The organism is Actinoplanes sp. NPDC051346, from assembly GCF_040682215.1.
GTDB lineage: Bacteria > Actinomycetota > Actinomycetes > Mycobacteriales > Micromonosporaceae > Actinoplanes.
Genome location: NZ_JBFBAJ010000009.1, coordinates 230,024 through 255,276, shown reverse-complemented (window position 1 = coordinate 255,276; position 25,253 = coordinate 230,024). Strand labels below are relative to the sequence as shown.

At 71.3% G+C, this 25,253-nt stretch carries 21 protein-coding genes and 8 tRNA genes; 23 read left to right on the top strand and 6 right to left on the bottom strand.

The genetic code is table 11. The annotated features are described in order from the left end of the window. Nucleotides 1-23: 23 nt before the first annotated feature. Genes AB0M36_RS23480 through AB0M36_RS23465 form a run of 4 tightly spaced genes read left to right on the top strand, consistent with a single transcriptional unit; the run spans nucleotide 24 to nucleotide 3,864 of the window. Entirely contained in the window at nucleotides 24-995 is a 972-nt protein-coding gene (locus AB0M36_RS23480) for an iron-siderophore ABC transporter substrate-binding protein (protein ID WP_364160850.1), read from the top strand. A 12-nt stretch (nucleotides 996-1,007) separates the two neighbouring features. Then, nucleotides 1,008-2,012, top strand: coding sequence for an iron chelate uptake ABC transporter family permease subunit (locus AB0M36_RS23475; protein ID WP_364160848.1), 1,005 nt, complete (start codon nucleotides 1,008-1,010; stop codon nucleotides 2,010-2,012). Beyond that, nucleotides 2,009-3,040 (top strand): iron chelate uptake ABC transporter family permease subunit, encoded by a 1,032-nt coding sequence (locus tag AB0M36_RS23470; RefSeq protein ID WP_364160846.1) that lies wholly within the window; start codon nucleotides 2,009-2,011, stop codon nucleotides 3,038-3,040. The genes AB0M36_RS23475 and AB0M36_RS23470 overlap by 4 nt, the downstream gene beginning before the upstream one ends. After that, nucleotides 3,037-3,864, top strand: a complete 828-nt coding sequence (locus AB0M36_RS23465; protein ID WP_364160844.1) for an ABC transporter ATP-binding protein — start codon at nucleotides 3,037-3,039, stop codon at nucleotides 3,862-3,864. The genes AB0M36_RS23470 and AB0M36_RS23465 overlap by 4 nt, the downstream gene beginning before the upstream one ends. Here the strand turns inward: AB0M36_RS23465 and AB0M36_RS23460 are convergent. The 4 genes from AB0M36_RS23460 to AB0M36_RS23445 all read right to left on the bottom strand — a co-directional run bounded on the left by AB0M36_RS23460 (nucleotide 3,836) and on the right by AB0M36_RS23445 (nucleotide 8,308). Then, nucleotides 3,836-4,192 (bottom strand): nucleotide pyrophosphohydrolase, encoded by a 357-nt coding sequence (locus tag AB0M36_RS23460; protein WP_364160842.1) that lies wholly within the window; start codon nucleotides 4,190-4,192, stop codon nucleotides 3,836-3,838. The two genes, AB0M36_RS23465 and AB0M36_RS23460, sit on opposite strands and share 29 nt — an antisense overlap. A 12-nt stretch (nucleotides 4,193-4,204) precedes the next feature. Then, entirely contained in the window at nucleotides 4,205-6,193 is a 1,989-nt protein-coding gene (locus AB0M36_RS23455; RefSeq protein WP_364160840.1) for a DNA/RNA helicase domain-containing protein, read from the bottom strand. A gap of 66 nt (nucleotides 6,194-6,259) precedes the next feature. Continuing rightward, entirely contained in the window at nucleotides 6,260-7,093 is an 834-nt protein-coding gene (locus AB0M36_RS23450; protein ID WP_364160838.1) for a sugar nucleotide-binding protein, read from the bottom strand. Between the two features lie 42 nt (nucleotides 7,094-7,135). Beyond that, on the bottom strand, nucleotides 7,136-8,308 hold the full coding sequence (locus tag AB0M36_RS23445; protein WP_364160836.1) for a hypothetical protein: 1,173 nt from the start codon (nucleotides 8,306-8,308) through the stop codon (nucleotides 7,136-7,138). A 489-nt stretch (nucleotides 8,309-8,797) separates the two neighbouring features. On the opposite strand from AB0M36_RS23445, the gene AB0M36_RS23440 reads away from it, so the two are divergent. From AB0M36_RS23440 to AB0M36_RS23390, 11 genes are all read left to right on the top strand, one after another. Further along, nucleotides 8,798-8,871: transfer RNA gene (locus AB0M36_RS23440), tRNA-Trp, on the top strand. 99 nt (nucleotides 8,872-8,970) lie between these two features. Then, a tRNA-Ala gene (locus AB0M36_RS23435) sits at nucleotides 8,971-9,042 on the top strand. A 65-nt stretch (nucleotides 9,043-9,107) separates the two neighbouring features. Beyond that, nucleotides 9,108-9,179 (top strand) — tRNA-Gly (locus tag AB0M36_RS23430). A gap of 45 nt (nucleotides 9,180-9,224) precedes the next feature. Then, complete coding sequence (locus AB0M36_RS23425) at nucleotides 9,225-9,668, top strand: HNH endonuclease (RefSeq protein WP_364160834.1); 444 nt, start codon at nucleotides 9,225-9,227, stop codon at nucleotides 9,666-9,668. Nucleotides 9,669-9,709: 41 nt separating this feature from the next. Next, a tRNA-Gln gene (locus tag AB0M36_RS23420) sits at nucleotides 9,710-9,782 on the top strand. Between the two features lie 7 nt (nucleotides 9,783-9,789). Next, nucleotides 9,790-9,862, top strand: a tRNA-Leu gene (locus tag AB0M36_RS23415). A gap of 5 nt (nucleotides 9,863-9,867) precedes the next feature. After that, a tRNA-Leu gene (locus tag AB0M36_RS23410) sits at nucleotides 9,868-9,945 on the top strand. A gap of 12 nt (nucleotides 9,946-9,957) precedes the next feature. Next, nucleotides 9,958-10,045 (top strand) — tRNA-Ser (locus tag AB0M36_RS23405). Nucleotides 10,046-10,056: 11 nt separating this feature from the next. Continuing rightward, nucleotides 10,057-10,132, top strand: a tRNA-Cys gene (locus AB0M36_RS23400). Between the two features lie 273 nt (nucleotides 10,133-10,405). Further along, nucleotides 10,406-13,306, top strand: a complete 2,901-nt coding sequence (locus tag AB0M36_RS23395) for a M28 family peptidase (RefSeq protein WP_364160832.1) — start codon at nucleotides 10,406-10,408, stop codon at nucleotides 13,304-13,306. Nucleotides 13,307-13,402: 96 nt separating this feature from the next. Beyond that, nucleotides 13,403-14,767 carry a HAMP domain-containing sensor histidine kinase gene (locus tag AB0M36_RS23390; protein WP_364160830.1) on the top strand — a complete coding sequence of 455 codons (1,365 nt, stop codon included), beginning with the start codon at nucleotides 13,403-13,405 and terminating at the stop codon, nucleotides 14,765-14,767. A 1-nt stretch (nucleotide 14,768) separates the two neighbouring features. On the opposite strand, the gene AB0M36_RS23385 is transcribed toward AB0M36_RS23390, so the two are convergent. After that, nucleotides 14,769-15,443 (bottom strand): response regulator transcription factor, encoded by a 675-nt coding sequence (locus AB0M36_RS23385; protein WP_364161062.1) that lies wholly within the window; start codon nucleotides 15,441-15,443, stop codon nucleotides 14,769-14,771. A 46-nt stretch (nucleotides 15,444-15,489) separates the two neighbouring features. Here AB0M36_RS23385 and AB0M36_RS23380 point away from each other — a divergent pair, with 46 nt between their 5' ends. After that, nucleotides 15,490-16,053 carry a hypothetical protein gene (locus tag AB0M36_RS23380; protein WP_364160828.1) on the top strand — a complete coding sequence of 188 codons (564 nt, stop codon included), beginning with the start codon at nucleotides 15,490-15,492 and terminating at the stop codon, nucleotides 16,051-16,053. Nucleotides 16,054-16,063: 10 nt separating this feature from the next. Here AB0M36_RS23380 and AB0M36_RS23375 read toward each other — a convergent pair whose 3' ends face one another. Beyond that, nucleotides 16,064-16,411, bottom strand: coding sequence for an Lsr2 family protein (locus tag AB0M36_RS23375; protein ID WP_364160826.1), 348 nt, complete (start codon nucleotides 16,409-16,411; stop codon nucleotides 16,064-16,066). Between the two features lie 381 nt (nucleotides 16,412-16,792). Here AB0M36_RS23375 and AB0M36_RS23370 point away from each other — a divergent pair, with 381 nt between their 5' ends. From AB0M36_RS23370 to AB0M36_RS23340, 7 genes are all read left to right on the top strand, one after another. Beyond that, on the top strand, nucleotides 16,793-17,626 hold the full coding sequence (locus tag AB0M36_RS23370) for a PIG-L family deacetylase (RefSeq protein ID WP_364160824.1): 834 nt from the start codon (nucleotides 16,793-16,795) through the stop codon (nucleotides 17,624-17,626). 12 nt (nucleotides 17,627-17,638) lie between these two features. Then, nucleotides 17,639-18,043 (top strand): hypothetical protein, encoded by a 405-nt coding sequence (locus tag AB0M36_RS23365; protein WP_364160822.1) that lies wholly within the window; start codon nucleotides 17,639-17,641, stop codon nucleotides 18,041-18,043. 38 nt (nucleotides 18,044-18,081) lie between these two features. Further along, the gene (locus tag AB0M36_RS23360; protein WP_364160820.1) at nucleotides 18,082-18,570 is read left to right on the top strand and encodes a hypothetical protein; all 489 of its coding nucleotides are present in this window, start codon (nucleotides 18,082-18,084) and stop codon (nucleotides 18,568-18,570) included. Then, entirely contained in the window at nucleotides 18,563-19,753 is a 1,191-nt protein-coding gene (locus tag AB0M36_RS23355; protein WP_364160818.1) for an MAB_1171c family putative transporter, read from the top strand. Before AB0M36_RS23360 ends, AB0M36_RS23355 begins: the two co-directional genes overlap by 8 nt. 163 nt (nucleotides 19,754-19,916) lie before the next feature. After that, nucleotides 19,917-22,823 (top strand): BTAD domain-containing putative transcriptional regulator, encoded by a 2,907-nt coding sequence (locus AB0M36_RS23350; protein ID WP_364160816.1) that lies wholly within the window; start codon nucleotides 19,917-19,919, stop codon nucleotides 22,821-22,823. A gap of 100 nt (nucleotides 22,824-22,923) precedes the next feature. Beyond that, nucleotides 22,924-23,217 carry a hypothetical protein gene (locus AB0M36_RS23345; RefSeq protein WP_364160814.1) on the top strand — a complete coding sequence of 98 codons (294 nt, stop codon included), beginning with the start codon at nucleotides 22,924-22,926 and terminating at the stop codon, nucleotides 23,215-23,217. A gap of 10 nt (nucleotides 23,218-23,227) precedes the next feature. Next, entirely contained in the window at nucleotides 23,228-25,141 is a 1,914-nt protein-coding gene (locus AB0M36_RS23340) for a RiPP maturation radical SAM C-methyltransferase (protein ID WP_364160812.1), read from the top strand. The last annotated feature ends 112 nt before the right edge of the window (nucleotides 25,142-25,253 follow it).

Genomic DNA, 25,253 nt, shown 5'->3' with positions numbered 1-25,253 from the left:
TCCGACTGCCCCGGGAGAACATGATGTCCCGCCTCCTCACACAGCGCACCGGTGCCTTGATGGCCGCGGCGATGGCCGCGCTCGCCCTGGCCGCCTGCTCGACCTCCGCCGCCGGTGACAAGGCCGCGCCCGCCGCGGCCGGCACCCGCACGATCACCGACGCCTCCGGCGCCTCGGTGACCGTCCCCATCGCACCGAAGAACGTCGTGGCCCTCGCCGAGACCGATCTGGACGCGGCCCTCGCGCTCGGCGTCACCCCAGTCGGCGCCAGCAAGGCACGTCAGGGCAACACGGTGGCCGGCTACCTCGCCGGGAAGCTGCCCCAGGTCAAGCTGGTCGGCGAGATCACCGAGCCGAACATCGAGGCGATCGCCTCGCTGAACCCCAAGCCCGACGTGATCCTCTACGGACACTTCCTCGACCCGAACCCGGCGCAGCTCAAGGACCTCAACGCGATCGCGCCGACGGTCGTCACCAGCCTGGTCGCCAGCGACTGGAAGGCCAGCCTCAAGGGCGTGGCGAACGCGCTGAACCTGGACGCGAAGGCCACCGAGGTGCTGACCGCGTACGACCAGAAGGTCGCCGCGACGAAGACCGCGATCGCCGCGAACGGCAGCGCCAGCGTGAGCCTCGTGCGGTGGAACCCGCAGGGCCCGACGTACCTGCAGAAGCAGCACTTCGCCAGCACCATCGTCGCGGAGCTCGGCCTGAAGCGCCCCCAGGCCCAGCAGACCGACGGCACCGGCCCGTCGAAGCCCGTCAGCCTGGAGAAGCTCGACACTCTCGACGGCGACTACATCTTCCTCGGCACCCTCAACAACGACGGCACCGCGGCGCTGGAGCAGGCCAAGAAGAACGCCTCCTGGAACCAGCTCGCCGCGGTCAAGGCCAACAAGGTCGTCGCCGTCGACGGCGTGCCGTGGACCTCCCGGGGCGGCCCGATCGCGGCCGGCATCGTGCTGGACGACCTCACGAAGACCCTCGGCAAGGCCTGAGGCACGGGCTGCGTGCTGACCTCCCCGCCCCGCCGGCTCCTCGGCCTGCTGGCCTGTGCCGTCCTGCTGCTGCTCGCCGTGCTGCTCAGCCTGGCCATCGGCGCCCGCCACATCCCGTTCGGCCTCGTCGTCGAGGCGCTGTGGCACTCGGACGGCTCCGCCGACGCCGTGGTCGTGACCAGCCAACGCGTCCCGCGGACGGTGCTCGGCGTGGGGGTCGGCATGGCACTCGGCCTGGCCGGGGCGGTGATGCAGGCGCTGACCCGCAACCCGCTCGCCGACCCCGGACTGCTCGGCGTCAACTCGGGTGCCGCGGCGGCCGTCGTGTCGGCGATCAGCTTCCTCGGCATCACGACCGCGTCCGGCTACGTCTGGTTCGCGTTCGGCGGATCGGCCATCGCCGTGGTCATCGTCTACACGCTGGGGTCGGGCGGGCGGGGCCCCGGCGGTCCGGTCCGGCTCGCCCTCGCCGGAACGTCCATCGGCGCCGCCCTGGTCGCCTACACGTACGGGGTGCAGATGCTCGACGCGAAGGCGCTCGACCAGTTCCGGTTCTGGATCGTCGGCGGGCTCGCCGGACGGGACGTGTCGGTGCTGCTCGACGTGCTGCCGTTCCTCGTCGTGGGCATCGTCGTCGCGCTGCTGCTGGGCCGGCCGCTGAACGCGGTCGCCCTCGGGGAGGACGCCGGCCGCGCGATCGGCGTCAGCCTCGCCGGTACGCGACTCGCCTCGGCCGCCGCCGTGACCCTGCTCTGCGGGGCGGCCACGGCGGCGGCGGGACCGTTCTCGTTCGTCGGCCTGGCCGTGCCGCACGCCGCCCGGGCCATCACCGGCGCCGACCTGCGCTGGGTGCTCCCGTACGCGATGCTGCTCGCGCCGGCGCTGCTGCTCGGCGCGGACGTCGTCGGCCGGGTCGTGGTCACGCCCAGCGAACTGGAGGCGGGCATCGTCACCGCGCTCGTCGGCGCGCCGGTCTTCATCGCCCTGGTCCGCCGTCGCCGGGTGCCCCAGCTGTGAGGGACATCCGGCTCGCCTCCGAGCGGCTCAGCTTCCGCGTCGAGCCCCGCACCATAGTGGTCTGCGCCGTGCTGGTCCTGACCACCGCCGCGCTGCTGCTGGTCTCGCTCAGCGTCGGCGACTACGAGGTGCCGTTCCCCGAGGTGCTGGCGGCACTCCGCGGCGAGGGTGGCCGGCTCGCCGACCTCTTCGTCATGCAGCGGCGACTGCCCCGGGCCCTCGTCGCGGTGATCGCCGGCATCGCGTTCGGGATCAGCGGCGCCATCTTCCAACGGCTCACCCACAACCCGCTGGGCAGCCCGGACGTCATCGGCTTCGGCTACGGGGCGTCCGCGGGCGCGATCATGGTGATCCTGTTCCTCGGCGGCGGCACCACCCGCGTCGCCGGCGGCGCGCTCGCCGGTGGCCTGATCGCCGCCTTCGCCGTCTACCTGCTCGCCTACCGCGGCGGCGTGAACGGCCTGCGGCTCGTGCTGGTCGGCATCGGCGTCAGCGCGGTGCTCATCGCCATCATCAACTACCTCGTCAGCCGCGCGGACCTGCGCGACGCCCGCGCGGCGACCGTATGGATCGTCGGCAGCCTCTTCGAGCGCCGCTGGGGCGACGTCCACCTCGTCGGCGGCGGCCTGCTGGTGCTGGTGCCGCTGACCGTGCTGCTGGCCCGCTACCTGCCGCTGCTCGAACTCGGCGACGACGCGGCGGGAGCCCTCGGCGTACCCCTCGAAAAGGCCCGGCTCGGCCTCGTCGTCGTCGCGGTCGGCCTGACCGCGGTCGCGACGGCCTCCACCGGACCGATCGCCTTCGTCGCCCTCGCGGCGCCCCAACTGGCCCGGCGACTGACCCGCTCGCCCGGCGCCGGGCTCACCGCGGCCGGCCTGATGGGCGCCACCCTGCTCGTCGCCAGCGACCTCCTCGCCCGACGGATGGCCGCGCCCAGCGAACTCCCGGTCGGCGTGATCACCGCCGGCGTGGGCGGCATCTACCTGGGCTGGCTGCTGCTGGTCACCACGCGAAAGGGCCGATCATGAGCCGCCTCGAAGCCAGGGACGTCACGATCGGCTACGACGGCCGCGTCGTCGCCGAACACCTGAACGTCCGCATCCCCGACCACTCCTTCACGGTGATCGCCGGCCCCAACGCCTGCGGCAAATCCACCCTCCTGCGAGCACTGTCAAGACTCCTGAAACCGTCCCACGGCGCCGTCCACCTCGACGGGCAGCTCATCCGCACCCTGCCCTCGAAGGAAGTCGCCCGTCGAGTGGGCCTCCTGCCCCAGTCGGCGGTAACCCCGGAGGGCATCACCGTCGCCGACCTCGTCGCGCGCGGCCGCTACCCCCACCAGACCATGCTCCGCCAGTGGTCCACCCGAGACGCCGACATCGTCGCCGAATCCCTACGAGCCACCGGCGTCGAAACCCTCGCCACCCGCTACGTCGACGAACTCTCCGGCGGCCAACGGCAGCGCGTGTGGCTGGCGATGGCGCTCGCCCAGCAGACCCCGGTGCTGCTGCTGGACGAGCCGACCACGTTCCTCGACATCGCCCACCAGATCGAGGTCCTGGACCTGTGCGCCGACCTGCACGCCGAAGCGGGCCGGACGTTGGTGGCCGTGCTCCACGACCTGAACCACGCGTGCCGCTACGCCACTCATCTGATCGTCCTGAAGGACGGGCGGGTCGTGGCTGAGGGTCCGCCGGAGCAGATCATGTCGGCCGAGCTCGTGCGGGAGGTCTACGGGCTGGCCTGCCGGGTGATCGAGGACCCGGAGAGCGGCACCCCCCTGATCATTCCCAAGGTCCGCCGCGCGGGTGCCGTCTCGTCGATCAGCGATCGTCGGGTCGGCGGGCCTTGACGGCGGATCCGCGTACCCGCTCGACGGGATACCTTCGCGCGGAATCGGCCAGCTTCTCCGTCGCCGCGGCGATCAGGTCGATGCCGAGGACGTCGGCGAGCCGGACGAGGTAGATCATGACGTCGCCCAGCTCGGCGCGGACCCGGTCCCCGGTCTCGCTGCCCTGGAGGGCACTCGACTGCTCCGGGGTGAGCCACTGCATCTCGGCGAGGAGCTCGCCGACCTCCCCTGCCAGCGCCATGGCCAGATTCTTGGGCGTGTGGAACTGCTGCCAGTCCCGTTGCACGGCGAAGGCCTTCACCTCGTCGCGGAGGTCCTCCAGATCCATTGCGTCACCATCTCACGCGGGATTGACGATTCTTCTGAGCAGGGCGCGCGTCGCCGGATCGGTGGAATACAGGACGACGCCGCGCATGGCGCGGGTGAGCAGCACCCTGTACTGGTTACGGATGCGGACGTCCTCGTGGGGACTCCTGTTGTGCAACTGGACGAGCTTGGCGTAGCGGGACGCCTCCATCCGCACGGTCATGCGGCCGGCGGTGTCATCCCACACCAGATCGGGGCCGATGATGACGCCGACCTGAGGGAATTCGAAACCCTGTGCGGTGAAGACGGATCCCACCTGCTTGGCGCCGCTCGGCGTACGGGCCCAGTCGGTGTCCTTGGGGTATCCGTCGAGAGCCTTGTGCAGGTTCCAGTGCTTCTTCCAGCCGTCGATGTCGATGTCGAACGGAAGCTGGTGGATGCTGTCAACCGTGGGCTTCCGCCAGTCCCAGCAGAAGCCCGCTACGAGCCGGGCCTCGCCCAGGGGGAACCCGGCGAAGACCGTCCTTTCGAGCTCAGTGGGGGTGTCGGCCACGCTGACGGTGAAGGTGTCCTCGTCGTGCCAGATCGCCGGTTCTCCGTCGACCAGGGCGTCCACCCAGGCCTCGTACGCCTGCGAACCGCCGCTACGGTGTTGCTCGGTCAGCTCCAGGACCTCGAGAGACGCCCCGGTGCGGTGGGCGATCTCCCGGGCGCGCGCGATCGTGACGAAGTCCTTGGAGGTCGCTGCCTGGTCTTCGTCGATGAACAACACGAGCACCTTCGCGGACTTCTTCAGCTCGAAGAGCTGGGTGATGTTGTTGGCCTCGAGATGGTCCTGCCGGGCGCGGGAGTTGTGGTGCCCGCTGAGGACGGTCCATTGCTCGAGCCGTTGCGCCTCGTCGATGATCAGCAGGTCGAGCTTGGTGCGTCTCTCCAGGAAGTCGTGATAGGTGCGGGCCGAGGTGATGAGCCTTTTGGCGCGCTCGCCACCGAGGAGTTTGTTGAATCCGGCCGACGTCTGGAGTGCGTTCCGCAACGATCCGGAGTTGGTGCAGTAACTAACCTGGCGGCCGGCGTGCGCGTTCGCACCGAGCAGATGGAGGGCGATCCAGGTCTTTCCGGTGCCGGGACCACCCTTCACCACGATGATGGCCTGCTCGCGATCGGCGGCCGGATTGATGGCGTCCGAGACGGCGTTCTGGATCCGGCCGAAGACGTCATACTGCTCGTCAGTCAGCGGGTACCGTTCCCGGTCGGCGAAGATCCGAGCCGCGGCTTCGAGAAGCGTCGGACCCTGCTGGTAGTCCGCCGACGCCAGGGCGTCCCACGCCGGTGAGCCGTCCCGGCCGGCGTCGAACGTCGTGGTGAGGAGTTCGATGAAGCGCTCACGCCCGTCCGGATCTCCGCTGAAGGTGCCTCGGGCCTGTGGCATGCCCGCGGTGCGCAGCGATTCGACAGAGCTCTCGGTGGCGTTGTGCAGATATGCGGCGGCAGCGATGGTGACGCCGTCCTCGTCGTGCATCCCGCTGGTGAAATTGCGGATGAACTGACCGTAGTCGTGCGCCTGATCGTAGGGATGCTTCACCCGTTCGTTGCTCACGATCGCCCCGGTGACCTGCTCGCCGACGGCATCCCAGGCGGCCCGCTGCCACTGCTTGAGCTCGACGATCAGGTAGGCCGGCCGCCCGTCCGGAGAGAATCCCGCGACAATGGCGTCGGCCCGCTTGTTGCCAGCCTGGTACGGCCGGTACTCCAACCCGACCCACAAGCGTTGCAGACCCGCCTTGACCAGGACATCGGCCAGTGCCGGCAGGCTGGCCGTCCAGGCGCCGAGCTGGCCGATGTCACGTCGCCTGCCCGGCTCGACACCGCCGGCCAGCCTCTCCACGAGAGCGTCCCGCGTGCCGGGCCGGGTGGCATCGTGGAAGTCCTCGACGGAGGCCGCGTACGGTGCCCGCCTTGGTGCGACGAATCCACGCCGGATTCGAGGGTTCGCCTTGTCCGTCGCTGGATCATCGATCACAGCCGGACTTTAGGTAGGCGTGAGATAGCGAAGCGTCAACTGTGCGTATTGCAAGTAGCCGCATGACTAGCCACGACGCGCCGGATTGAGGAATTCGTGGGCGCCGCGGAGGCGGGTGGTGAGGCGGGACTGGGTCGTGGTGCAGTCCAGGCGGACGTCGAGGGGTCCGGGTGGGCCGTTCGTGGCGCGCTGGCCGGTGGGTAGCGCGGCCTCGTCGAGGCCGTCGCGCCGGGCGATGAGGCCGCCGAGTTGGTGGCGGCTGAGGGCGTCGGTGCCCGCGACGTGGTGGATGCCGGAGTGTGCGGAGGCGGCCAACTCCAGCAGCGCCGAGGCGAGGTCGCCGACGTGGACCGGGCACCGGATGTCGTCGGTGAACAGGACGCCCGTCGAAGTGCCGGACGCGAGCGCGTGCACCAACTGTTCGTGCACCGAGTCGCCGTCTCCGATGATGAGTGAGGTCCGCGCGATGACGGCGGCGGGGTCGATGCCCTTGACCGCCGTCTCGGCCGCGGCTTTGGCGGCGCCGTACGGCGTGGTGGGGTCGGGCGGGGACGTCTCGTCGTAGCGGCCCGCCCGGCCGGAGAAGATCGCGTCGCTGGACACGTGCACGAGCCGGGCGTCGGCCGCCGCTGCCGCCACCGCGACGTGCATGCCGCCGTCGGCGGTGGTCGCCCAGTCCGCCTGCCGGTACGCGGCGTTGATGATCGTGGCGGGGCGGAGGCGCGTGACCAGCGCGGTCACCTCGTCGCGATGCCGGATGTCGAGTGCTCGCCAGTCGACGTCGGAGATCGGCGACGCTCGGCTGTGGAAGGTCGCCGTGACTCGGGCTCCGGTCTCTCGAGCCTGTCGGACGACCTCCCGGCCCAGGAAGCCGCTGCCGCCCACCACGAGAAGATCCATGCGGTCAGCGTAGGCCGGGGAGTCGTGATCGGCCTTCGTCGGTCAGGGCCGCTCCGTGGTGGCGAGGGTGAGCGCGGACATGCCGGCGGCCGCGTCCACGTCGATGCGGTCGGCGGCCCTGGCCCAGCTCGCCGGGGTGAACAGCGACCCCGCGGCGACCCGTGAGTGGCTGTGGCCGTTCAGCACGACCTGGTCGGCGCCGCCGCCGACGCGTACCCGCACGGGGACCCGGTCGGCCGTGCGGACGTCGAAGAGGCTGACGCCGCCGGTCATCCGCACGCTGAGGGTGCCGTCGGGGCGCGGCAGGATCAGGTTGATTCGGCTCGCGCCGCCGGTCAGGTCCACCCCGCTGACTCCGCCGTCGCTCAGGTCGATGGTGTTGAGGCTGGCGCCGCCCGCCACCCGCAGGTCCCAGCGCACCCGTGAGGTCAGTGCGATGTCGACCGTTGCCGGGCGGTGGCCTCCGGCCCGGTCGAGGAACAGCCGGACCCGGCCGTCCTGCTCGGCGGCGCGCGGCACGACGGCACTGTCCGGTGGCGTGCTGACTGTGTAGAGGCGGTCGCCGAGGTCGGTCGTGCGCAGCGTGACGGCCGTTGCGCCGTCGACCACCTCGAAGCCCGCCGCCGTGCGGCCGTCCAGCGGCGCCGTCGTGCTACGGCCCGGCGCGGGGCGGTCCGCGACGGGGGGTTCGTCGGGTTGGGCGGGGGCCGGGGCGCCTGAGTCAGCCGGGGCAGCGGCGACCGGGCCGCGGCGGCCGCCGACGCCGCCGGGGGCGTCGGTGTCGCGGGCGAGCAGGGTGACGCTCACGCCGATGAGCAGCAGGGCGGCGGTGGCGAGGCCGGCCCCGACCAGCCTGCGTCGCCCCGGCGCCCGGTCGCGCGGGCGGCCGACCAATGCCGTCCCCACGTCATCTGGACTGGTTTCGGGCGCCGTAGCTTCGCGCGCGGCATCCCTGGGCGGGTCGTCGTCCTCGGAGGTGAAGTCGGTGATGACGGGCCACTCGACTGTGGGCTCGTCGCCCGGCAACGGCGCGTCGGGACAGCTCGCGGGCGGGTCGGCGGGGACGTCGCCGAGGATGGGCGGGCTGGCGTGTTCGACGGTCGCCATCCAGGAGGCCAGCCGACCGCCGGCCTCCTGCGAAGGAGCGGGCGGTCGTGGTGCCGGCTGGTCGGGGGACTCGCCGGCGTGGTCTCCGGTGTGTGGACTCTCCTGCATTCCGGTGGCCTCCCTGCCTGTCGGTGCCACCCATCGGTACGCACGAGAGCCGCCCGCGGGTCAGATCGGCACCGAAGTTTCCCGGCACGCAACTTTGCCCGGCGGGCATTCCGGATTGCCGCGGTAAATAGTTGGCGTGGGCCAGGCCCATTGGGCAGACTATCCACCAACGCCGACGGGGCATGAAATTCAGCTCACAAAAGCGTTGACCGAAACAGCGGCGTCGGCCATCATTGACGGCGGCACCGCACCGCAAACCTCGAGGGGAGTTGAACCGTCATGTCGTGGCAGCCGAGTTGCGCCATCGCCCAGCCGTGGGCGGCGTGTGGGTTTGCCATGCCCCTCATGGCGGTCAAGCCGCAGCTCCGAGGCGGCGAACCCAGTCTTGGTCTGAAGCGGTGGAGCGGATAGGGCAGCAGCGTCTGCGCCTACGCCGCCCACCTCCGACCTCGAGGAACGGGCGGCTTTTTCGTTGCCCGGAATTGTCTTACGGGTGTAGCTCAACGGTATAGAGCACCGGTTTCCAACACCGATGGTTGCGGGTTCGAATCCTGCCGCCCGTGCGTGCCCTGAATAGGTTCAGTGGAATTGTTCTCTATCAACTCAACAGTGGATGGCAGGTATATCCGGCGGCTCTTTCTCACAGGGCCGCCGGGCGTAAGGGGCTTGTGGCGCAGCGGTAGCGCACCGGTTCGGCAGACCGGGGGTCGGCGGTTCGATTCCGTCCAGGTCCACGTGGCAGGCACCGCCCGGTTCGGGCGGGCTTGACCCGAAACCTCGCGCCGTTCAGGTGCGATCTGTGGCTGTAGCACAACGGTCAGTGCGCCGCCTTGCCATGGCGGAGACCGGGGTTCGACTCCCCGTAGCCGCTCGTGTCCAGCATTGATGACGATGACATAGGAAGGAGGTGGACCCGGTGACCGCGGTCCTCGTGGTGAACGCCGACCTCGGCCCGTTGCACCGGGTCAGCCTCAAGCACGCGATCCGGATGTTGTGCCGCCGGGTCGCCGAGATTCATGATGCCGAGCCCGACCGGCTGATCGGTGTCTACCCGATGCCGAGGGTCGTGCGGTTGGTCGCGTACGTGGTGACCCGCTGGCGGCATGGTCGTGGCCCGGCGTGGTCGCGGGCCGGCGTGTTGACTCGCGACGGTCGGCACTGCGCTTACTGCGGCAAGGCGGCCGCCACCATCGATCACGTTCTGCCGCGTTCGCGCGGCGGGGCGAATTCCTGGCTGAACACCGTGGCGGCCTGTGGTCGCTGCAATCAGCGCAAGGGTGACCGGACCCCGGCCGAGGCCGGGATGGCGCTGCGGACCTCTCCCTGGGTTCCCGGCTGGGCCGCGTTCACCGAGCGCTGACGGGCCGGCCGGCGGGACCGCTACCCCCGCCGGCCGGTCGATGCGAGCTGGTGCAACCGGCAGCACGCCCGGCTCTGAACCGGGAGATTGGGGGTTCGAATCCTCCGCTCGCAGCTCACCCGCCCTCGTAGCCCAACGGCAGAGGCAACGGTCTGAGGGACCGTCCAGTGCGCGTTCGAATCGCGCCGAGGGCACGCACGCCCGGGTAGCCCAAATGGTAGGAGGCGGCTGGCTTAGAACCAGCACAGTGCGCGTTCGAATCGCGTCTCGGGTACCACGCACGCACTTTGGAGGGTTGGCCGAGTGGGAAGGCTGCGGCTTGCTACGCCGTCGACAGGGCTGATCGTCCTGCGCAGGTTCGATCCCTGCACCCTCCGCTGTGAATGACGGCCTCGTGGCGTTCCGGGTGGAGCGCCCCGCCTGCAAAGCGGGTGACCCTTCCGGTTCGACTCCGGGCGAGGCCTCTGCACCGCCATCCACTGGAGAGTGTGGGACGTGGGAGAGCGTTGGCTGCTCAGCCACCCCTCATAAGGGTGGACGGCCCGGTTCGACACCGGGGCCCACGACGCGAACAAGGATCGGCGATCCGTCGATACCCTATGTGAGCTATCGGTGACAGGGGCGTGAAGCGGTAGCGCCGTTACCGCTCCGATAGCGAACCTTCCGGTGCCCTTAAGGCGCCGCCGCCCAAACTCCCAGCGTCACGATGATCGATTCGGGCCTGGGGAGGAACACTCGTGAAACATGCGAGGAAGAGCAGAGCGGCGCTCCGTGCGACCGTCTTCGGTGGCGTCACGCTCGCCGTCCTCGGCGCGGGTGCGGTCGTCACCGCCGGCTACACGCTCAGCTCCGGGGCGGCGCCGCCGGATGCGGCTGACCGGCTGGCCGTCAGCATGGCCGCCGCCGACCAGTACGTCACCGGTGCCTCGACAGGTTTCACGAAGGGTGCGGAGGAGAAGTTCAGCCGCCAGCAGGTGACCTCCACCGGGCGCGGCCTGAACTACGTCAGCTACGCCCGTACCTATAAAGATCTGCCGGTTTTCGTCGGTGGTGACGCCGTCGTGGTCACCGACCGCGACGGCATCGTCCGGGGGAGCGCCGCCGGGGCCGGCCCGCTGAAGGTGTCCACCAAGGCCAAGGTGACCGCGAAGAAGGCGAGCGCCACCGCGCTGCGTAAGCACCCCGGTGCCGTCAGTGGCGCCCCGAAGCTCGGGGTGATCGCGGAGGAGGGCGGCCGGCTGGTGTGGGAGGTCGTCGTCGACGGCCACGCCGACCACGGTCCGAGCCGGGTGCACGCGTTCGTCGACGCCCGGACCGGCTCCTACGTCGGGTCCTGGGACGAGATCGCCGGGGGCACCGGCAACGGCCACTACAACGGCAAGGTGCAGATCGGTACGGCCGGCAGCGGCGGCCAGTTCGAGATGCGCGACCCGGCGCGCGGCAACATGCGCACCGTGAACGAGTCCGGTGGGCGGGCCTTCACCGACGCCGACGACACCTGGGGCAACGGCCGCGCCACCGACCTCGTGACCGGCGCGGTCGACACCCAGTTCGCCGGCGCCACGATGTGGGACATGCTGAAGAGCAAGTTCGACCGGGACGGCATCGACGGCAAGGGGCGGACCGCCACCATGTTCGTCGGCCTGGACGACGTCAACGCGTTCTACAGCTGCGCCGGCAACGGCGACGCCAGCCGCGACCAGACCAAGTACGGGCACACGGAGGACAACGCCCGGCAGGTCAACTCGATCGACGTGGTGGCGCACGAGCTGGGCCACGGCGTGTTCTGCCACACTCCGGGCGGCAGCCGGGGCACGTCGAACGAGACCGGCGGCATCAACGAGGGGACCGGCGACATCTTCGGCACGCTCGCCGAGCACTTCGCCGCCAACCCGAACGACCCGGCCGACTACCTCGTCGGCGAGAAGGTCGATCTGGTCGGCGACGGCCCGATTCGTACCATGTTCGACCCGTCCAAGAGCGGCGACCCGAACTGCTGGTCCACGGCCATCCCGCGCACCGAGGTGCACTCGGCGGCCGGACCGCTGAACCACTGGTTCTACCTGGCCGCGGAGGGTTCCAAGCCCGCGGGCAAGCCGGCCAGCCCCACCTGCGACGGCAAGTCGGTCACCGGCATCGGCCTCTGGCAGGCGGGCGAGATCTACTACCACGCGCTGCTGCGTAAGACCTCCGGCTGGACGTACTCCCAGGTCCGCAAGGCGACCCTGGACGCCACCCGGGAGCTGCACCCGAACGGCTGCGTCGAGTTCGACGCCGTCAAGGCCGCCTGGGACGCGGTGAGCGTTCCGTCGCGGAACGACCCCACGTGCACGCCGCCGACCAACCCCGCGCCGAAGCCCACGCCGTCCGCGTCCACCCCGGCTCCGAAGCCCTCGACGCCCACGACGACCGGCGACGAGAGTGTCGCGGCGCCCGACGTCGACGGCGCCAAGGTCGAGGCGCACCTGCGGGAGTTCGCCCGCATCGCCGAGGACAACGGCGGCAACCGGGCGCACGGCACCGCCGGCTACAAGGCGTCGCTCGACTACGTCAAGCAGAAGCTGGACGCCGCGGGCTACACGACCCGGATCCACCAGTTCACCTCCGGCGGCAAGACCGGCTTCAACCTGATCGCCGACCTGCCCGATCGCGGAGACCCGAACCAGGTCGTGATGCTCGGTGCGCACCTGGACAGCGTCGACGAGGGCCCCGGCATCAACGACAACGGCAGCGGCTCCGCCGGCGTCCTGGAGGTCGCCCTGACCTACGCCGCCTCCGGCGCCAAGGGCGACAAGGCCATCCGCTTCGGCTGGTGGGGTGCGGAGGAGGAGGGCCTGGTCGGATCCAAGGCGTACGTGGCCTCGCTGTCCGCCGCCGAGAAGGCCAAGGTCACCGCCTACCTCAACTTCGACATGATCGGTTCGCCCAATCCGGGCTACTTCGTCTACAACGATGACGCCAAGGGCGGGTTCATCACCGAGGCCTTCGAGGAGGGCTTCGCGGCAGAGAGCATCGAGTCCGAGGGCGTCGGCCTGCGCGGCCGGTCGGACCACGCCTCCTTCATGGCGGCGGGCATCCCCAGCGGCGGCACCGCGACGCTGAGCCTCGCGCCGTCGATGAGCCAGGCCCAGGCGCAGCGGTGGGGCGGCAAGGCGGGGCAGCCGTTCGACCCCTGCTACCACAAGGACTGCGACACGCTCGACAACGTCGGCGCCGCCGCGCTGGACACCCACACCGACGTGGCCGCGTACGCCGCGTGGAAGCTGACCGGGGTGCGGGCGCCGGTGGAGCCGGCCGGCACCCGGGTCGCGAACGAGGCGGATTTCGGAATCCGTGACCGGGCGGCCGTCGAGTCCCCGATCACGGTGCGGCGGCAGGGTTCGGCGCCGGCCGCCCTGACGGTGGACGTCGACATCGCACACCCCTTCCGGGGTGACCTGGAGATCCACCTGGTGGCGCCGGACGGCACGGCATACCTGATCAAGAAGGCGAGCCGGTTCGACCGGGCCGACGACGTCAAGCTCAGCCAGACCGTCGACGCGTCGGCGGAGCAGGCGAGCGGCACCTGGAAGCTGCGGGTGCGCGACCTGTTCTCGGGTGACACCGGCACATTGCGTTCCTGGGGCCTGACCTTCTAGGTCAGGGGCACAGGTTGGGGGCGGACCGTGGTGGGCACGGGCCGCCCCCAACCGCTATGGTCGGCGCCTGATCTTTCGACCGGCGGTACTTCTGGAATGAGACGTAGTTACGTTCGCGTCGCTCTCGCGGTGACGACGCTGGTGGCGCTGGCGTTCGTCATCCCCCTCGCCATGCTCGTCTACACCGCGGCGCAGGACCGCGCGATGCGCGAGGCGGAACGGCAGGCGCTCGGCCTGTCGGCCGTCGTGGTGGTCGCCAAGGACCGCGACCTCGTCCTCAATTCCATCGAAAGCACGCAGGCAGGTCACGATGGCCGGCTCGCCGCGCACCTGCCGGCGTTGGGCGCCGTGGGCGCCTCGCGGGTCGATTCCGCGACCGTCGCGCAGGTCCGGCAGCAGCAGATCGCCGGGACCGTCGAGGTGGACGGGGGCCGGGCGTATCTGCGGCCGGTGGCCCTGCCCGAGGGGCTCATCGCGGTGATCGAGGTGTACGTGCCGGCGGCCTCGCTCCGCTCGGGGGTCGGCCTGGCCTGGCTGGTGCTCCTCGGCGAGGCGATCGTGCTGGTGGGGGTGTCGACCTTCCTCGCGGACCGGCTCGCCGCGCGGGTGGTGCGCGCGAGCCGCGATCTCGCCCGGACCGCCGCCAGCCTGGGCGGCGGCAGCCTGCACGCCCGGGTGCGGCCGAGTGGACCGCAGGAGATCGAGGAGGTCGGCGGCGCGCTCAACGTCCTCGCCGAGCGTTTCGTCGAGCTGCTGGCGACGGAGCGGGCGCTGGCGGCCAACCTGTCGCACCGGCTGCGGGTGCCGCTGACGGCGCTGCGGCTGAACACCGAGACGCTGCCCGCCGGCCCCGACCGGGACCGTCACGTGCGGATGGTCGACCGGTTGGAGAACGAGATCAACGCGGTCATCGTGGAGGCCGCCCGGCCCCTGGCGGCGCGGCCCCGGCTGCGGTGTGACCTGGGCGCCGTGGTGGCCGACCGGACGGAATTCTGGGGCGCGCTGGCCGAGGACCAAGGCCGGCCGTGGCAGGCCGATCCGCCCGAGAGCGGCATCATCGTGCCGGCGGCGTTCTCGGTCATCGCCGAGGCCCTGGACGTCCTGTTGGGCAACGTCTTCCACCACACGCCGGATTCGGCCGCGTGTCGGGTGTCCGTGCGGCGCGACCCCGACGGGGCCTCGGTGACGGTAGAGGACGCCGGGCCCGGCTTCCGCGATCCCGAGGCGGCCGTGTCGCGCGGCGCCAGCGACGCCGACTCGACCGGACTGGGCCTGGACATCGCCCGACGTCTCGCGGCCGACACCGGGGGCCGGCTCACCGTCGGCCGCGGCGATCTCGGTGGTGCCCGCGTCGTGCTGACCCTCGGCATGGCCGCCGAGGAGGCGCCGGCACCGCCGCGACCGCGCCGGTGGTGGTCCCGCCTCGGCGGCGCGAGGCCCGGGGTGCACGCCCGGCGGTAGCTCAGGCCGCGTCGCTCGGCGCGGACAGTCTGATGCCCACCCCGCGTACGGTGTGCAGGTATCGCGGCGCCGCGGCCCGCTCGCCCAGCTTGCGCCGCAGCCAGGTGACGTGGACGTCGACCGTCTCGAGGGACCGGCTCTCCGAGCACCAGACCTCGTCGAGAAGTTGGCGGCGGGTCACCACCTTGCCGGCCCGCTGCATGAGATAGGCCAGCAGGTCGAACTCGAGCCGGGAGAGCTGCAGCGGAGCGCCGTCGAGCGAGGCCGTACGCGCCTCCGGATCGAGCTCGAGGCCGCCCAGCGTCAACGTGGACGCCTCGGGCGCCGCCCCGCGCCGCAGCACCGCCGCGATCCGCGCCTCGAGTTGCTCGGCGGAGTACGGCTTGACCACGTAGTCGTCCGCTCCCGCGCGGAGCAGGCGGATCATCTCGCTCTCCGCGCCGCGGGCGGTCGCGACGACGACCGGCACCGCGGAGGTGGCCCGGATGCGGCGCAGCACCGTCGCGCCGTCGAGGTCGGGCAGGTTGAGGTCGAGAACCACGACGTCGGGCTCCCAACTGGCCAGCTCACGCAGCCCGTCGAGGGCGGCGGCGCACAGCCGCACGACATGCCCGGTCACCGACAGTAAGCGGTCGATGGCTTCCCGAATGTCCCGGTCGTCCTCGATCACCAGCACCTGAGCCATGCTCACAATCTTCTCATCGCTGAGGCAGAATGTAATCATGGGCCGGAGCTGGAGATTCGTCGTTGCGTGGCTGGTGGCGGCGAGCGCGGCCGTCACGGTGTCCTGGCTCGGGGTCCGGGTCGGCATCGCCCCCGCGATCACCGCCGAGGCGCCGGTGGCCATCGATGTGAACAGACGGTACACGGAGGTCCGTTTCGGGCCGGCCGATCCCACGGTCACCCCCGCTCCGACCAAGCCGAAGCCCAGCCGTTCGTCGGCGCGGCCCACCCGGACGCCGTCGTCGACCCCCACCCGGGCCGCGCCGCCGACGTCCCGCCCGGCCACGGCGACCCCGTCGGTGACCCCGTCGCGATCCCCGACGCCTGACACTCGCCCGCGCTACCGCGTCCCCGCCGACGGCGGCGACGCGATCGTCGCCTACTCGTCGACCCGGATCGACGTGATCGACACCGAGCCCAGCTTCGGGTACGTGGCGAGCGTGAGCCGCGACAGTGACACGGTGGTCGTCGTGCGGCTGACCGGCCCTTCGCACACTTCGGTCATCACGGCGTACTGGGACGACGGGCCGGAGGCGCAGATCATCGAGGAGTACGGCGGCTGAGCACCGGCCGTCAGTGCGCGTGGTGGAAGACCTCCACCACCGAAAGGGGCATCCGGCCCCGACCGGAGACCGTGTAGCCGTGCCGGCAGGCCCATTCGCGGATCGCCTGGTTCAGGTCACGGCCGCTCCGGTGCCGGGGCTCCGGGGCGTGGTGGTCGGATCGGCGACCGTCGGTGCCGCGGTGGCCGACGCGGGTCGCGGCGGTGACGAACGGCCCCAGTGCCGTCCGCAGCCGCCCGGCGTTCGAGTCGGACAGGTCGATGGTGTAGCTCACGCCGTCGATGCCGAACTCGACCGTACGGTCGGCGCTGCCGCCGTCAAGGTCGTCGGTCAGCACGGTGATGACTTGTCTGGCCATGGGAAGACCTCCTGAGGCGGTGTCCGACCGGCCGCGACTCGACGTCCTGAGCGCGACGCCCCCGATGATCGCCGTGGCGCCCAGGGCGACAAGTGGATGTGACCGGTGTCGATGGCGAAATGTCACAGGAATGTAGCGAGAATGTCATTTTCGAAATCGTGATCGCGACCCGATTCCGGTGACCCGATCGAGCCTAGGGAGGCCGTCGCGGCAGTGTCAAGTACAAAAGACGACACAGTGGACGGCGGCTGGGGCCTTCGCCACCAGCCTCGTCGTTCTGTCCGTTGTGGAATACGAGGTAGTCGATCTCCGAATGGGATCGACGGGACCGTACACTGACACCACCCCGTGGCGTCCGCCTACGAAAGGACCGTTCCGGCGATGGCCTCCCCGCAAGAGTTGGTGCTGATGGTGGTGCACGCCCACCCCGGGCCGGAGTCCACCAATACCGGCGGCATTCTCGCGCACTACGCCCGCGAGGGCGTGCGGGTCGTGCTGGTCACCTGCACCGGCGGGGAGCTCGGCACCGACCCGTCGGGCGCCCGGCCCGGCGAACCGGACCATGATCCGTCGGCGGTGGCCGAGGTCCGTCTCGCGGAGCTGCGCGACGCGTGCGGGCACCTCGGCGTGCACCACCTCGAACTGCTCGGCTACCGCGATTCCGGGACGAACGACGAGGGATCGCCGCGCTCCGGGGCGTTCCGCGACGTGCCCGTCGAGACCGTCGCCGACCGCGTCGGCGCCCTCATCGAGCGGCACCGCCCGCAGGTGGTGGTGACCTACGACCCCGAGGTCCATTTTCACCCCGACCACACCCACGCCGCCGTGGCGACCCACCGGGCGGTGGAGCGCACCGGCATCCCGCGGAAGGTCTACGCGGTGGCCCTCGGCGCGTCGTACTGGACCGAGATCCACCAGGCGGCGGTGCGGGCGGGAATCCGCGACGCCTCCGCCGAGCCCGAGATCAGCGCCGAGACGCTGCGGGTGGACGAGCGCGTCACCACGACCGTCGACGTCACGACGGTGCTGGCGCGCAAGCAGGCCGCCATCCTCGCCCACGCCAGCCAGATCCGGGGCACCTGGATCGAGCGGCTCTTCACCGGGGAGTTGCCGCCGGTCCTCGGCCGCGAGACCTACATCCGCACCTGGGATCGCAGCGGGGCATCGCTTCCCGAGCAGGACCTGTTCGCCGGCATCCGCGCCGATCCGACCTGACGAGGTGACCACATGAGCAGCACGCCCGCCGGCGACACGTCAGGATTCTGGCTGGCCGGCACGGTCCTCAGGCTGCTGGAAGACCGGTACGGCCGGGGCCGCGTCCCGTCCGTGCGGGTCCTGTCCCGGCACATCCGGGACGCCAACGAGGGCGACACCATCTCGCACGGTCACATGCACAACATCCTCAGCGGTGGCGCTGTCAACATCACCGACCGGACGAGGGCCGTCCTCGCCCGGTTCCTCGGCGTGCCTCCCACCGCACTCATGCCCTCGTCGGAGCCGGTGCCGGCTGGCACGCCGTCCGCCGAAACTCTCGCGATGCGTTTCTCCTCCCTGCGGCCGGAGGAACTCGCGGCGATCGAAAAAGCCATCCACATGGTCAAGGACGCGCGCGACAGCAACGACCAAGGGTGAGCCGGCGATGCCCTCCGGGGCGGGAAACGGAGAGGATCTTGACGTCCAAGTACACGCGCGCCATCGCCGGCAGGCTCGTCGCCAGCCTTCCGGAGTTGCCCGAGCCCTGGAGCATCGAGGCGCTCTGCCGGGACGCGGCGCGGATGCGGGGCCGGCCGCTGAGCGTGCACGCGGTCACCCTGCGGGGCCTGCCATCGGGCCTCTGGTACGACGACGGCGTCAGCGACCGGATCATCCACCGTGCCTCGGCCACCGGCTACTACCGGGACCACATCATCCTGCACGAGCTGTGCCACATCCTCGCCGGACACGGCGTGCCCCGACCGGCGGTGGTGGCCGAGATGACCCGGACGGGCGCCGCGGGCCGCGCGGAGCAGGGCAGGGCCCGGCTCTGCGACAGCATCGAAGAGGAGGTCGCCGAGACCTTCGCCTCGATGGTGTTGAGGGCGGCGGGCCAGCGGCCCCCGCGCGACCTGAGCGTGACGGAACGGCGAGCAGGGGAATTGTTCGGAGCCTCCCGTGCGTGACGTGCCGAGCTGGGTCGAAGACCTCCGCGGCGTCATTTTCGTCGTCGTCTGGGCCGTCCTGATCCTGCGGATCCCGGCGATCCTGCGGCGCCGACAGCGGCCCGCCTGGATCGTGCTGCTGTGCCTGGCGACCGGATCGGTCGTGATCCAGGCCGGCGTCGCACAGTGGATCGACGGCGTGACCGGGGTGGCGCACCTGAGCGACCTGGTCGTGTCCCTGGTCGCGCTCACCGACTTCGCGGCCGTGTGGTGGTTCGCCCTGCATCTGCGCCGCGACACCCACCCCGGCCCGGCCCGCTGGGCGCCGCTGCTGGCCGCCGGGGCGATGGCCACGGCCGCCGTCCTGCTGTTCGTCGTCACCCCCGAGGCCGACCGGTTCGGCAAGGAAGCCCACGGCTGGTGGATCGCCTACGCCATCGCCTGGATCGCGTACGGGACGGTGACCGCGACCGCCGCCTCGGCCATCTTCTGGCGTACCGCCCGGTCGATTCGCGGCCCGCTCCTGCGCTACAGCATGCTCGCCCTGACGGTCGGCGTCGGCGCCGAACTGCCGTACCTGGTGATCCGCGCCATCCGGTGGTTCGTTCCGGGCACCCCCGCGGAGCTCGCGGTGGCCGGTTTCTGGTGCTCCTTCGCCCGCTTCGTCGTGGTCGCCCTCGCCTGCTCCGTCGCCGCCCTCGAACCGATGAGAAAGGCCATCGTGTACTGGGGACGCCGGCAGCGGCTGTACGGCCTGTGGTCGCTGCTGAGGGAGTCGACGCCCGACCTCGTCCTGCACGAGCCGGTGTCGCGGACGGCCGACCTCGCCGGCCGCGGCAACGCCTGGGAATTGCTGCACCAGCGGGTCGTCGAGATCCGCGACAGCATCACCTACCTGCACGACGGCTGGGCGACGCCCGCTCTGCTCCGCGACGCCGCGGAGCACGCCGTGGGGGAGACCGACCGGCAACGTCTCGTCGCCATCGCCTGCTGGGTCGAGACGACCCGCCGCGAGGCCCGCGCCGGCGCGCCGAGGACCGATCAGGAGCCCGGCCCGGACCTGCTCCCGGACGTACGCGCCACCGCGTCCACCATGCGCCGGGAGGTGGGTCAGCTGGTGAGGCTGCACCGGCACCTCACCTCGCGGACCGTCCAGGCCTTCGCCGACCGGCAGACGAGCAGCCCACCCAGCCCGGTGTCGTAGTCCGGCACCGTTCGTGAGCCGGCGTATCTCGCCGCGGTGGCCCTCTTCGTAACCGGTGCGAGGATCGGCGATAGATGCGCTTCTGACAGAATTCGCCGATGTCGATGAATGTCGTCGGCACGCCCGTAGACTGTGGGCCCTGTCTCTGCAAGGGGAGGCTGCATTGGACACGCCGGGCGACACCGGGCTGGGTGCGTCCTCAGCCGCGGCGGACGACACGCCGGGCCCGGCGCTGCGTGTCGAGGTGCTCGGCCCGATGCAGGCCTGGCAGGGCGACACCTGTCTCTCCCTCGGTCCGGTGCAGCAGCGCGTCGTGCTCGGCGTCCTGGCGTTGCACGCCAACCGCCCGCTGCGTCGCGAGCAGTTGATCGAGGCGGTCTGGGGCGAAGCCGCGCCCGCCTACGCGGTCAACCTCGTCCACAAGTACATTTCCGGGCTGCGCCGCGCGTTCGATCCGGTGCGCTCGGCGGGCTCGCCGTCGCGGCTGCTGGCCTGGACGGACATCGGATACCGGCTGTCCCTGCCGCCCGGCTGTCTCGATCTCGAGGTCTTCGACCGCGAGATCGCCCGGGCCCGGTCGGCCCGGGCGGCGGGGGAGCTGCCCGAGGCGGCGCAGGCGGTGCACGCCGCGCTGCAACTGTGGCGCGGTCCGGCCTTCGACGGGCTGACCAGCCCGCTGCTGGACGCCGAACGGGACAGGCTCGCGGAGCGGCGGATCAGCGTGCTCGAGGAGCGCATCGAGATCGATCTGGCCATGGGCAACGACCAGGACCTCGTCGCCGAGCTGCAACGCCTGGTCGTCGAGTACCCGATGCGGGAGCGCCTGCGCGGGTCCCTGATGACGGCGCTGTATCGCAGCGGGCGCCAGGGTGAGGCGCTGGCCGCGTTCCACGCGGTGGCCCGCTATCTCAAGGAGGAGCTCGGCGTCGACCCGTCCGCCGACCTGCAGGACCTCAACCAACGCATCCTCGCCAACGATCCCGGGTTGGCCGGTGCAGCGCCCGCGCGGCCGCTCGTCGAGGCCACCGGGGTGGAGCCCGGCCCGGCGATGCCGGTCCCGGCGCAGCTGCCGTACGCGATCCCGCACTTCGTGGGCCGCGACGCCGAGCTGCACCGCCTGGACGAGCTGGTCGCGGAGGGCGGCGACGGCATGGTGATCGCGGTGGTCACCGGGACAGCCGGGGTCGGCAAGACATCGCTGGCGGTGCACTGGGCGCACCAGGTCAGTGGCGGCTACCCGCACGGACAGCTCTACGTGGACCTGCGGGGCTTCGATCCGAACCTGTCCGCGGTGGAGCCCGGCGAGGCGCTGCGCGGGTTCCTGGACGCCCTGGGCGTGCCCGCGCGGCGGGTGCCGGCCACCCTGGAGCAGCAGGCGGCGCTCTATCGCAGCCTGCTCGCCGGCCGGCGGACGATGGTGGTGTTGGACAACGCCCGCGACACCGACCAGGTGATGCCGCTGCTGCCCGGATCGGCCGGCTGTCTCGTGCTGGTCACCAGCCGCAACCGGCTGTCCGGCCTGATCGCGGCCGGCGCCGTCGCGGTGCCGGTGGACCTGCTGACCGCCGACGAGGGACGGCAGATGCTGCGCGGCCGGATCGGCCCGTCCCGCGTCGAGGCGGAGCCCGGGGCCGTCGACGACATCATCTCCGTCTCGGCCCGGCTGCCGCTGGCGCTGGCCATCGTGGCCGCCCGGGCGGCGGCCCATCCCCGGTTCTCCCTCGCCGCGCTCGCCGGCGATCTGGGCCAGGCCCGGGGCGGACTGGACGCGTTCGTCGGGGAGGACGAGGCCACCGACGCGCGCGCCGTGCTGTCCTGGTCGTACCACCTGCTCACCGCACCGGCCGCCCGGCTGTTCCGGCTGTTGGGGCTGCACCCGGGCCCGGACATCTCGGTCGCCGCGGCCGCCAGCCTGGCCGGCGTGCCGGTGACCGAGGCGCGCCGCCTGCTCGCCGCGCTGTGCGGCGCGCACCTGCTCGACGAGTCCACGCCCGGCCGGTTCGGCTTCCACGATCTGCTGCGGGCGTATGCCGCCGAGCAGGCACGCGCCCCCGACGCCGCCGCCGAGCGCGAGTCGGCCCTGGTGCGGATGTTCGACCACTACCTGCACACCGCGCACGCCGCCGACCGGCTGCTCTACCCGTACCGGGCGTCGCTGGAGATCGGGGAGCCGGCCACGGCGGTGACGACGGCGCAGGTCCCGGACGCGGACCGGGCGATGGCCTGGTTCGTCACGGAGCACCCGAACCTGCTCGCCGCGATCATCCTGGCCAACGGCGCCGGCCACGACTCCTACGTGTACGGCCTCGCGTGGACGATGACCGCCTTCCTCAACTACCAGGGGCACTGGCACGACTGGGCCGCGACGATGGACGCCGCTCTGAAGGCCGCCCGGCGGCTCGGCGACCTCGGCGGCCAGGCCCAGGCGCACCGCCTGCTCAACCTCGCCCATCTCCAGCTCGGCCGCCTTGACGAGGCCGGCATACACGCCCGGCAGGCCCTGCGGGTCTTCGCCGAGCTGGGCGACCTACCCGGACAGGCGCGGATCCACCTCAACTTCGGGCGGGTGCTGGAGCGGCAGTGCCACTTCCAGCAGGCGCTCGACCAGGCCCGCAAGGCGCTGGAGCTGTTCCGGCTCGCCGGTGATCCCGCCGGGGAGGCCGACGCGCTGAACTGGGTGGGGTGGTATCACAGTCAGCTCGGCTACCACGAACAGGCGCTGGAGTACTGCCACCAGTCGCTGGTCGTGCACCAGGGCTCGGGCGACTGGCCGGGTCGCGCCGACACCTGGGACAGCCTGGGCTATGCCCATCACCATCTCGGCCATCACGACGAGGCGATCTCCTGTTACGAGCAGGCGCTCGCGCTCTGGCACGACCTCGGAGACCGCTACCAGGTGGCGATGACGCTGTTGCGGCTCGGCGACACCCACCGGGCGGCGGGCGACCAGGAGGCCGCGCGCGAGGTGTGGCTGCGAGCGATGCGGATCTTCGACGGCTTCGGCCATCCGGAGGCCGCCACGGTCCGGTCCAAACTCGATCTGCTGGCCCACGGACCGCACACAAAGTGAGGCATCGACGATAATAATTGAACGCTAGGCTGGCGCGAAGAGGTCCAGGTCGGGTGCCGTCGTCCGGGACCGGGACGAGGCGACCAGCGAAAGGAAAGAGATGTCCGACAAGACCGGTGCACCGAGATCGACCCGCGGGGGGTCGGGTGCCATCATCGGAGGACTCGCCATCGGTGCCCTGCTCGGCACCCCGGTGGCCGCCTCCGCGGCGACCGCCGCGGAGCCGCCTGCCGTTGTGGAGGTCGGCACGCCCGTCAGCGCCTGTCACGCACCGCGTGCCGCGGCCGACGAGCCGGTGACCACCATCCGCGAACAGTTCCAGATGTCGTTCACCGCCGGTGCCGTGACACCGGTGCGTACGGATCTCATGCCGATCATCTGTGATCCGAGTTAGCCCGACATCCATGAGGCGTGAGCCGATCGCGCTGCGCCCGCTCGGACCGGCGGCCGACGGTCCGAGCGCGGTGCAGCGCGCCGCGTGGCCCCTCGTGCTCGTCTCCATGCCGTTCATGATGGCCGACCGGCCCTCCATCCAGCTCGGACTGCTCAAAGCCGTCGCGGCCGGCCACGGCTACGACGTACGCACGCTGCACGCCAACCTCGACTTCGCCGCCCGCATCGGCGCCGACACCTATCACTCGCTGTGCGAGGACCGGGGGCTGATGATCGGCGACTGGCTCTTCTCCCACGCCGCCTTCGGCGACGCGGCGCCGGATCCGGACGGCGTTTTGCTCGACGACTTCGCGGCCGAGGTCGATCTGCCGGGCCTCAGCGCGGACGACAGCCGCAAGCTGCTGCTGCGCATGCGCGAGCACGACGTCCCGGCTTATCTCGACGCCCTGGTGAGCGGCTTCGCCTGGGACGACGCCCGCGTCGTCGGGTTCACCTGCACGTTCCAGCAGAACGCGGCGTCCTTCGCGCTGGCCCGGCGGCTGAAGCAGAGTTTCCCGCGGCTCGTCACGATCTTCGGCGGCGCCAACTTCGAGGACGAGATGGGACTCGAATTCGTCCGCCGCGTCGACTGCATCGACTATGTCGTGATCGGCGAGGGCGACGTCGCCCTGCCCGAGCTGCTGGCGGCCCTGGCCACCGGCGCCGATGCGGGCGCGGTGCCCGGCGTCGCCCGCCGCACCCCCGACGGCGTGTCGGCGACCCCCGGCCGAGCGCCGTACGGCCGCCTCGACGAGTCGCCGCTGCCGGACTACGACGAATACTTCACCCGCGCGGAGGCGCTGGAGTTACAGCCGCGTGCCGGACTTCGCACCATCCGCATCCCGTTCGAGTCGGCCCGCGGGTGCTGGTGGGGCGCGAAGCACCACTGCACGTTCTGCGGGCTCAACGGCTCGACCATGAGCTTCCGCGCCAAGTCGGCGCCGCGGGTGTCCGCCGAGCTGGCCGCGCAGGCGCGGCGCTACCGCAGCTTCCGCTTCGAGGCCGTCGACAACATCGTGGACACCTCGTACCTCACCGGGCTGTTCCCCGAGCTGGCCGCCGCCGGCACGACGTACGACATCTTCTACGAGGTCAAGGCCAACCTGAGCCGCGAGCAGCTGAAACTGCTGCGCCAGGGCGGCGTGACCCACCTGCAACCCGGCATCGAGTCGCTCAGCACCCGGGTGCTCGCGCTGATGCGCAAGGGCGTCCGTGCCGGGCAGAACGTCAACGTTCTGCGCTGGGGTCAGTATTACGGCATCACGATCTCCTGGAACATCCTGTGGGGCTTCCCCGGCGAATCCGCCGAGGACTATCGCGAGCAGGCCGCGGTCGTGCCGCACCTGGTGCACTTGCGGCCCCCGGTGGGCGCTGGGCGGGTCTGGCTGGAGCGGTTCAGCCCGCTCTTCACGGATCCGGACTCCGGGGTACGCACGCGCCGGCCCGAACGTGGCTACCGCTACGTCTACCCGGCGGAATACGACCTCGGCAGGCTTGCCTACTTCTTCGAGTACGAGCTCGCCGACCCGCTGCCCGGCGAGGCGTACGCCGGGCTGCGGACGGCGGTCGAGGACTGGCAGGCGGCCTGGGAGCGCACCGACCCGCCGACGCTCACCTACTTCTCCGCGCCCGGCTTCCTGCAAATCTACGACGGACGGCACCCCGGGGCCGAGGGCACCTACACGTTCGAGGGAGACCTCGCCGAGATCTACCTCGCCTGCGTCGACCGCCCGATCGGGGCCGCGGCCGTGCGGGATCGCCTCGGCGGGCGGCTGCCGCTCGACGCCGTCCAGGAGGCGTTCGCCGGCTTCGCCGAGCGTGGTCTGATGTTCCTCGACGGCTCCGCGGCCCTCGCCCTGGCTCTGCCGGCGGGGGCGACGCGGTGAGGCACCCACCCCCGCGCCCCTGATCGGCGGCGCATCGCACCGTTCCCGTGGTTCCCCCGCGCCGGTGCGATGGCCGATGATGCTGTGACCCGCGACCGAATCCCTGAGGTGT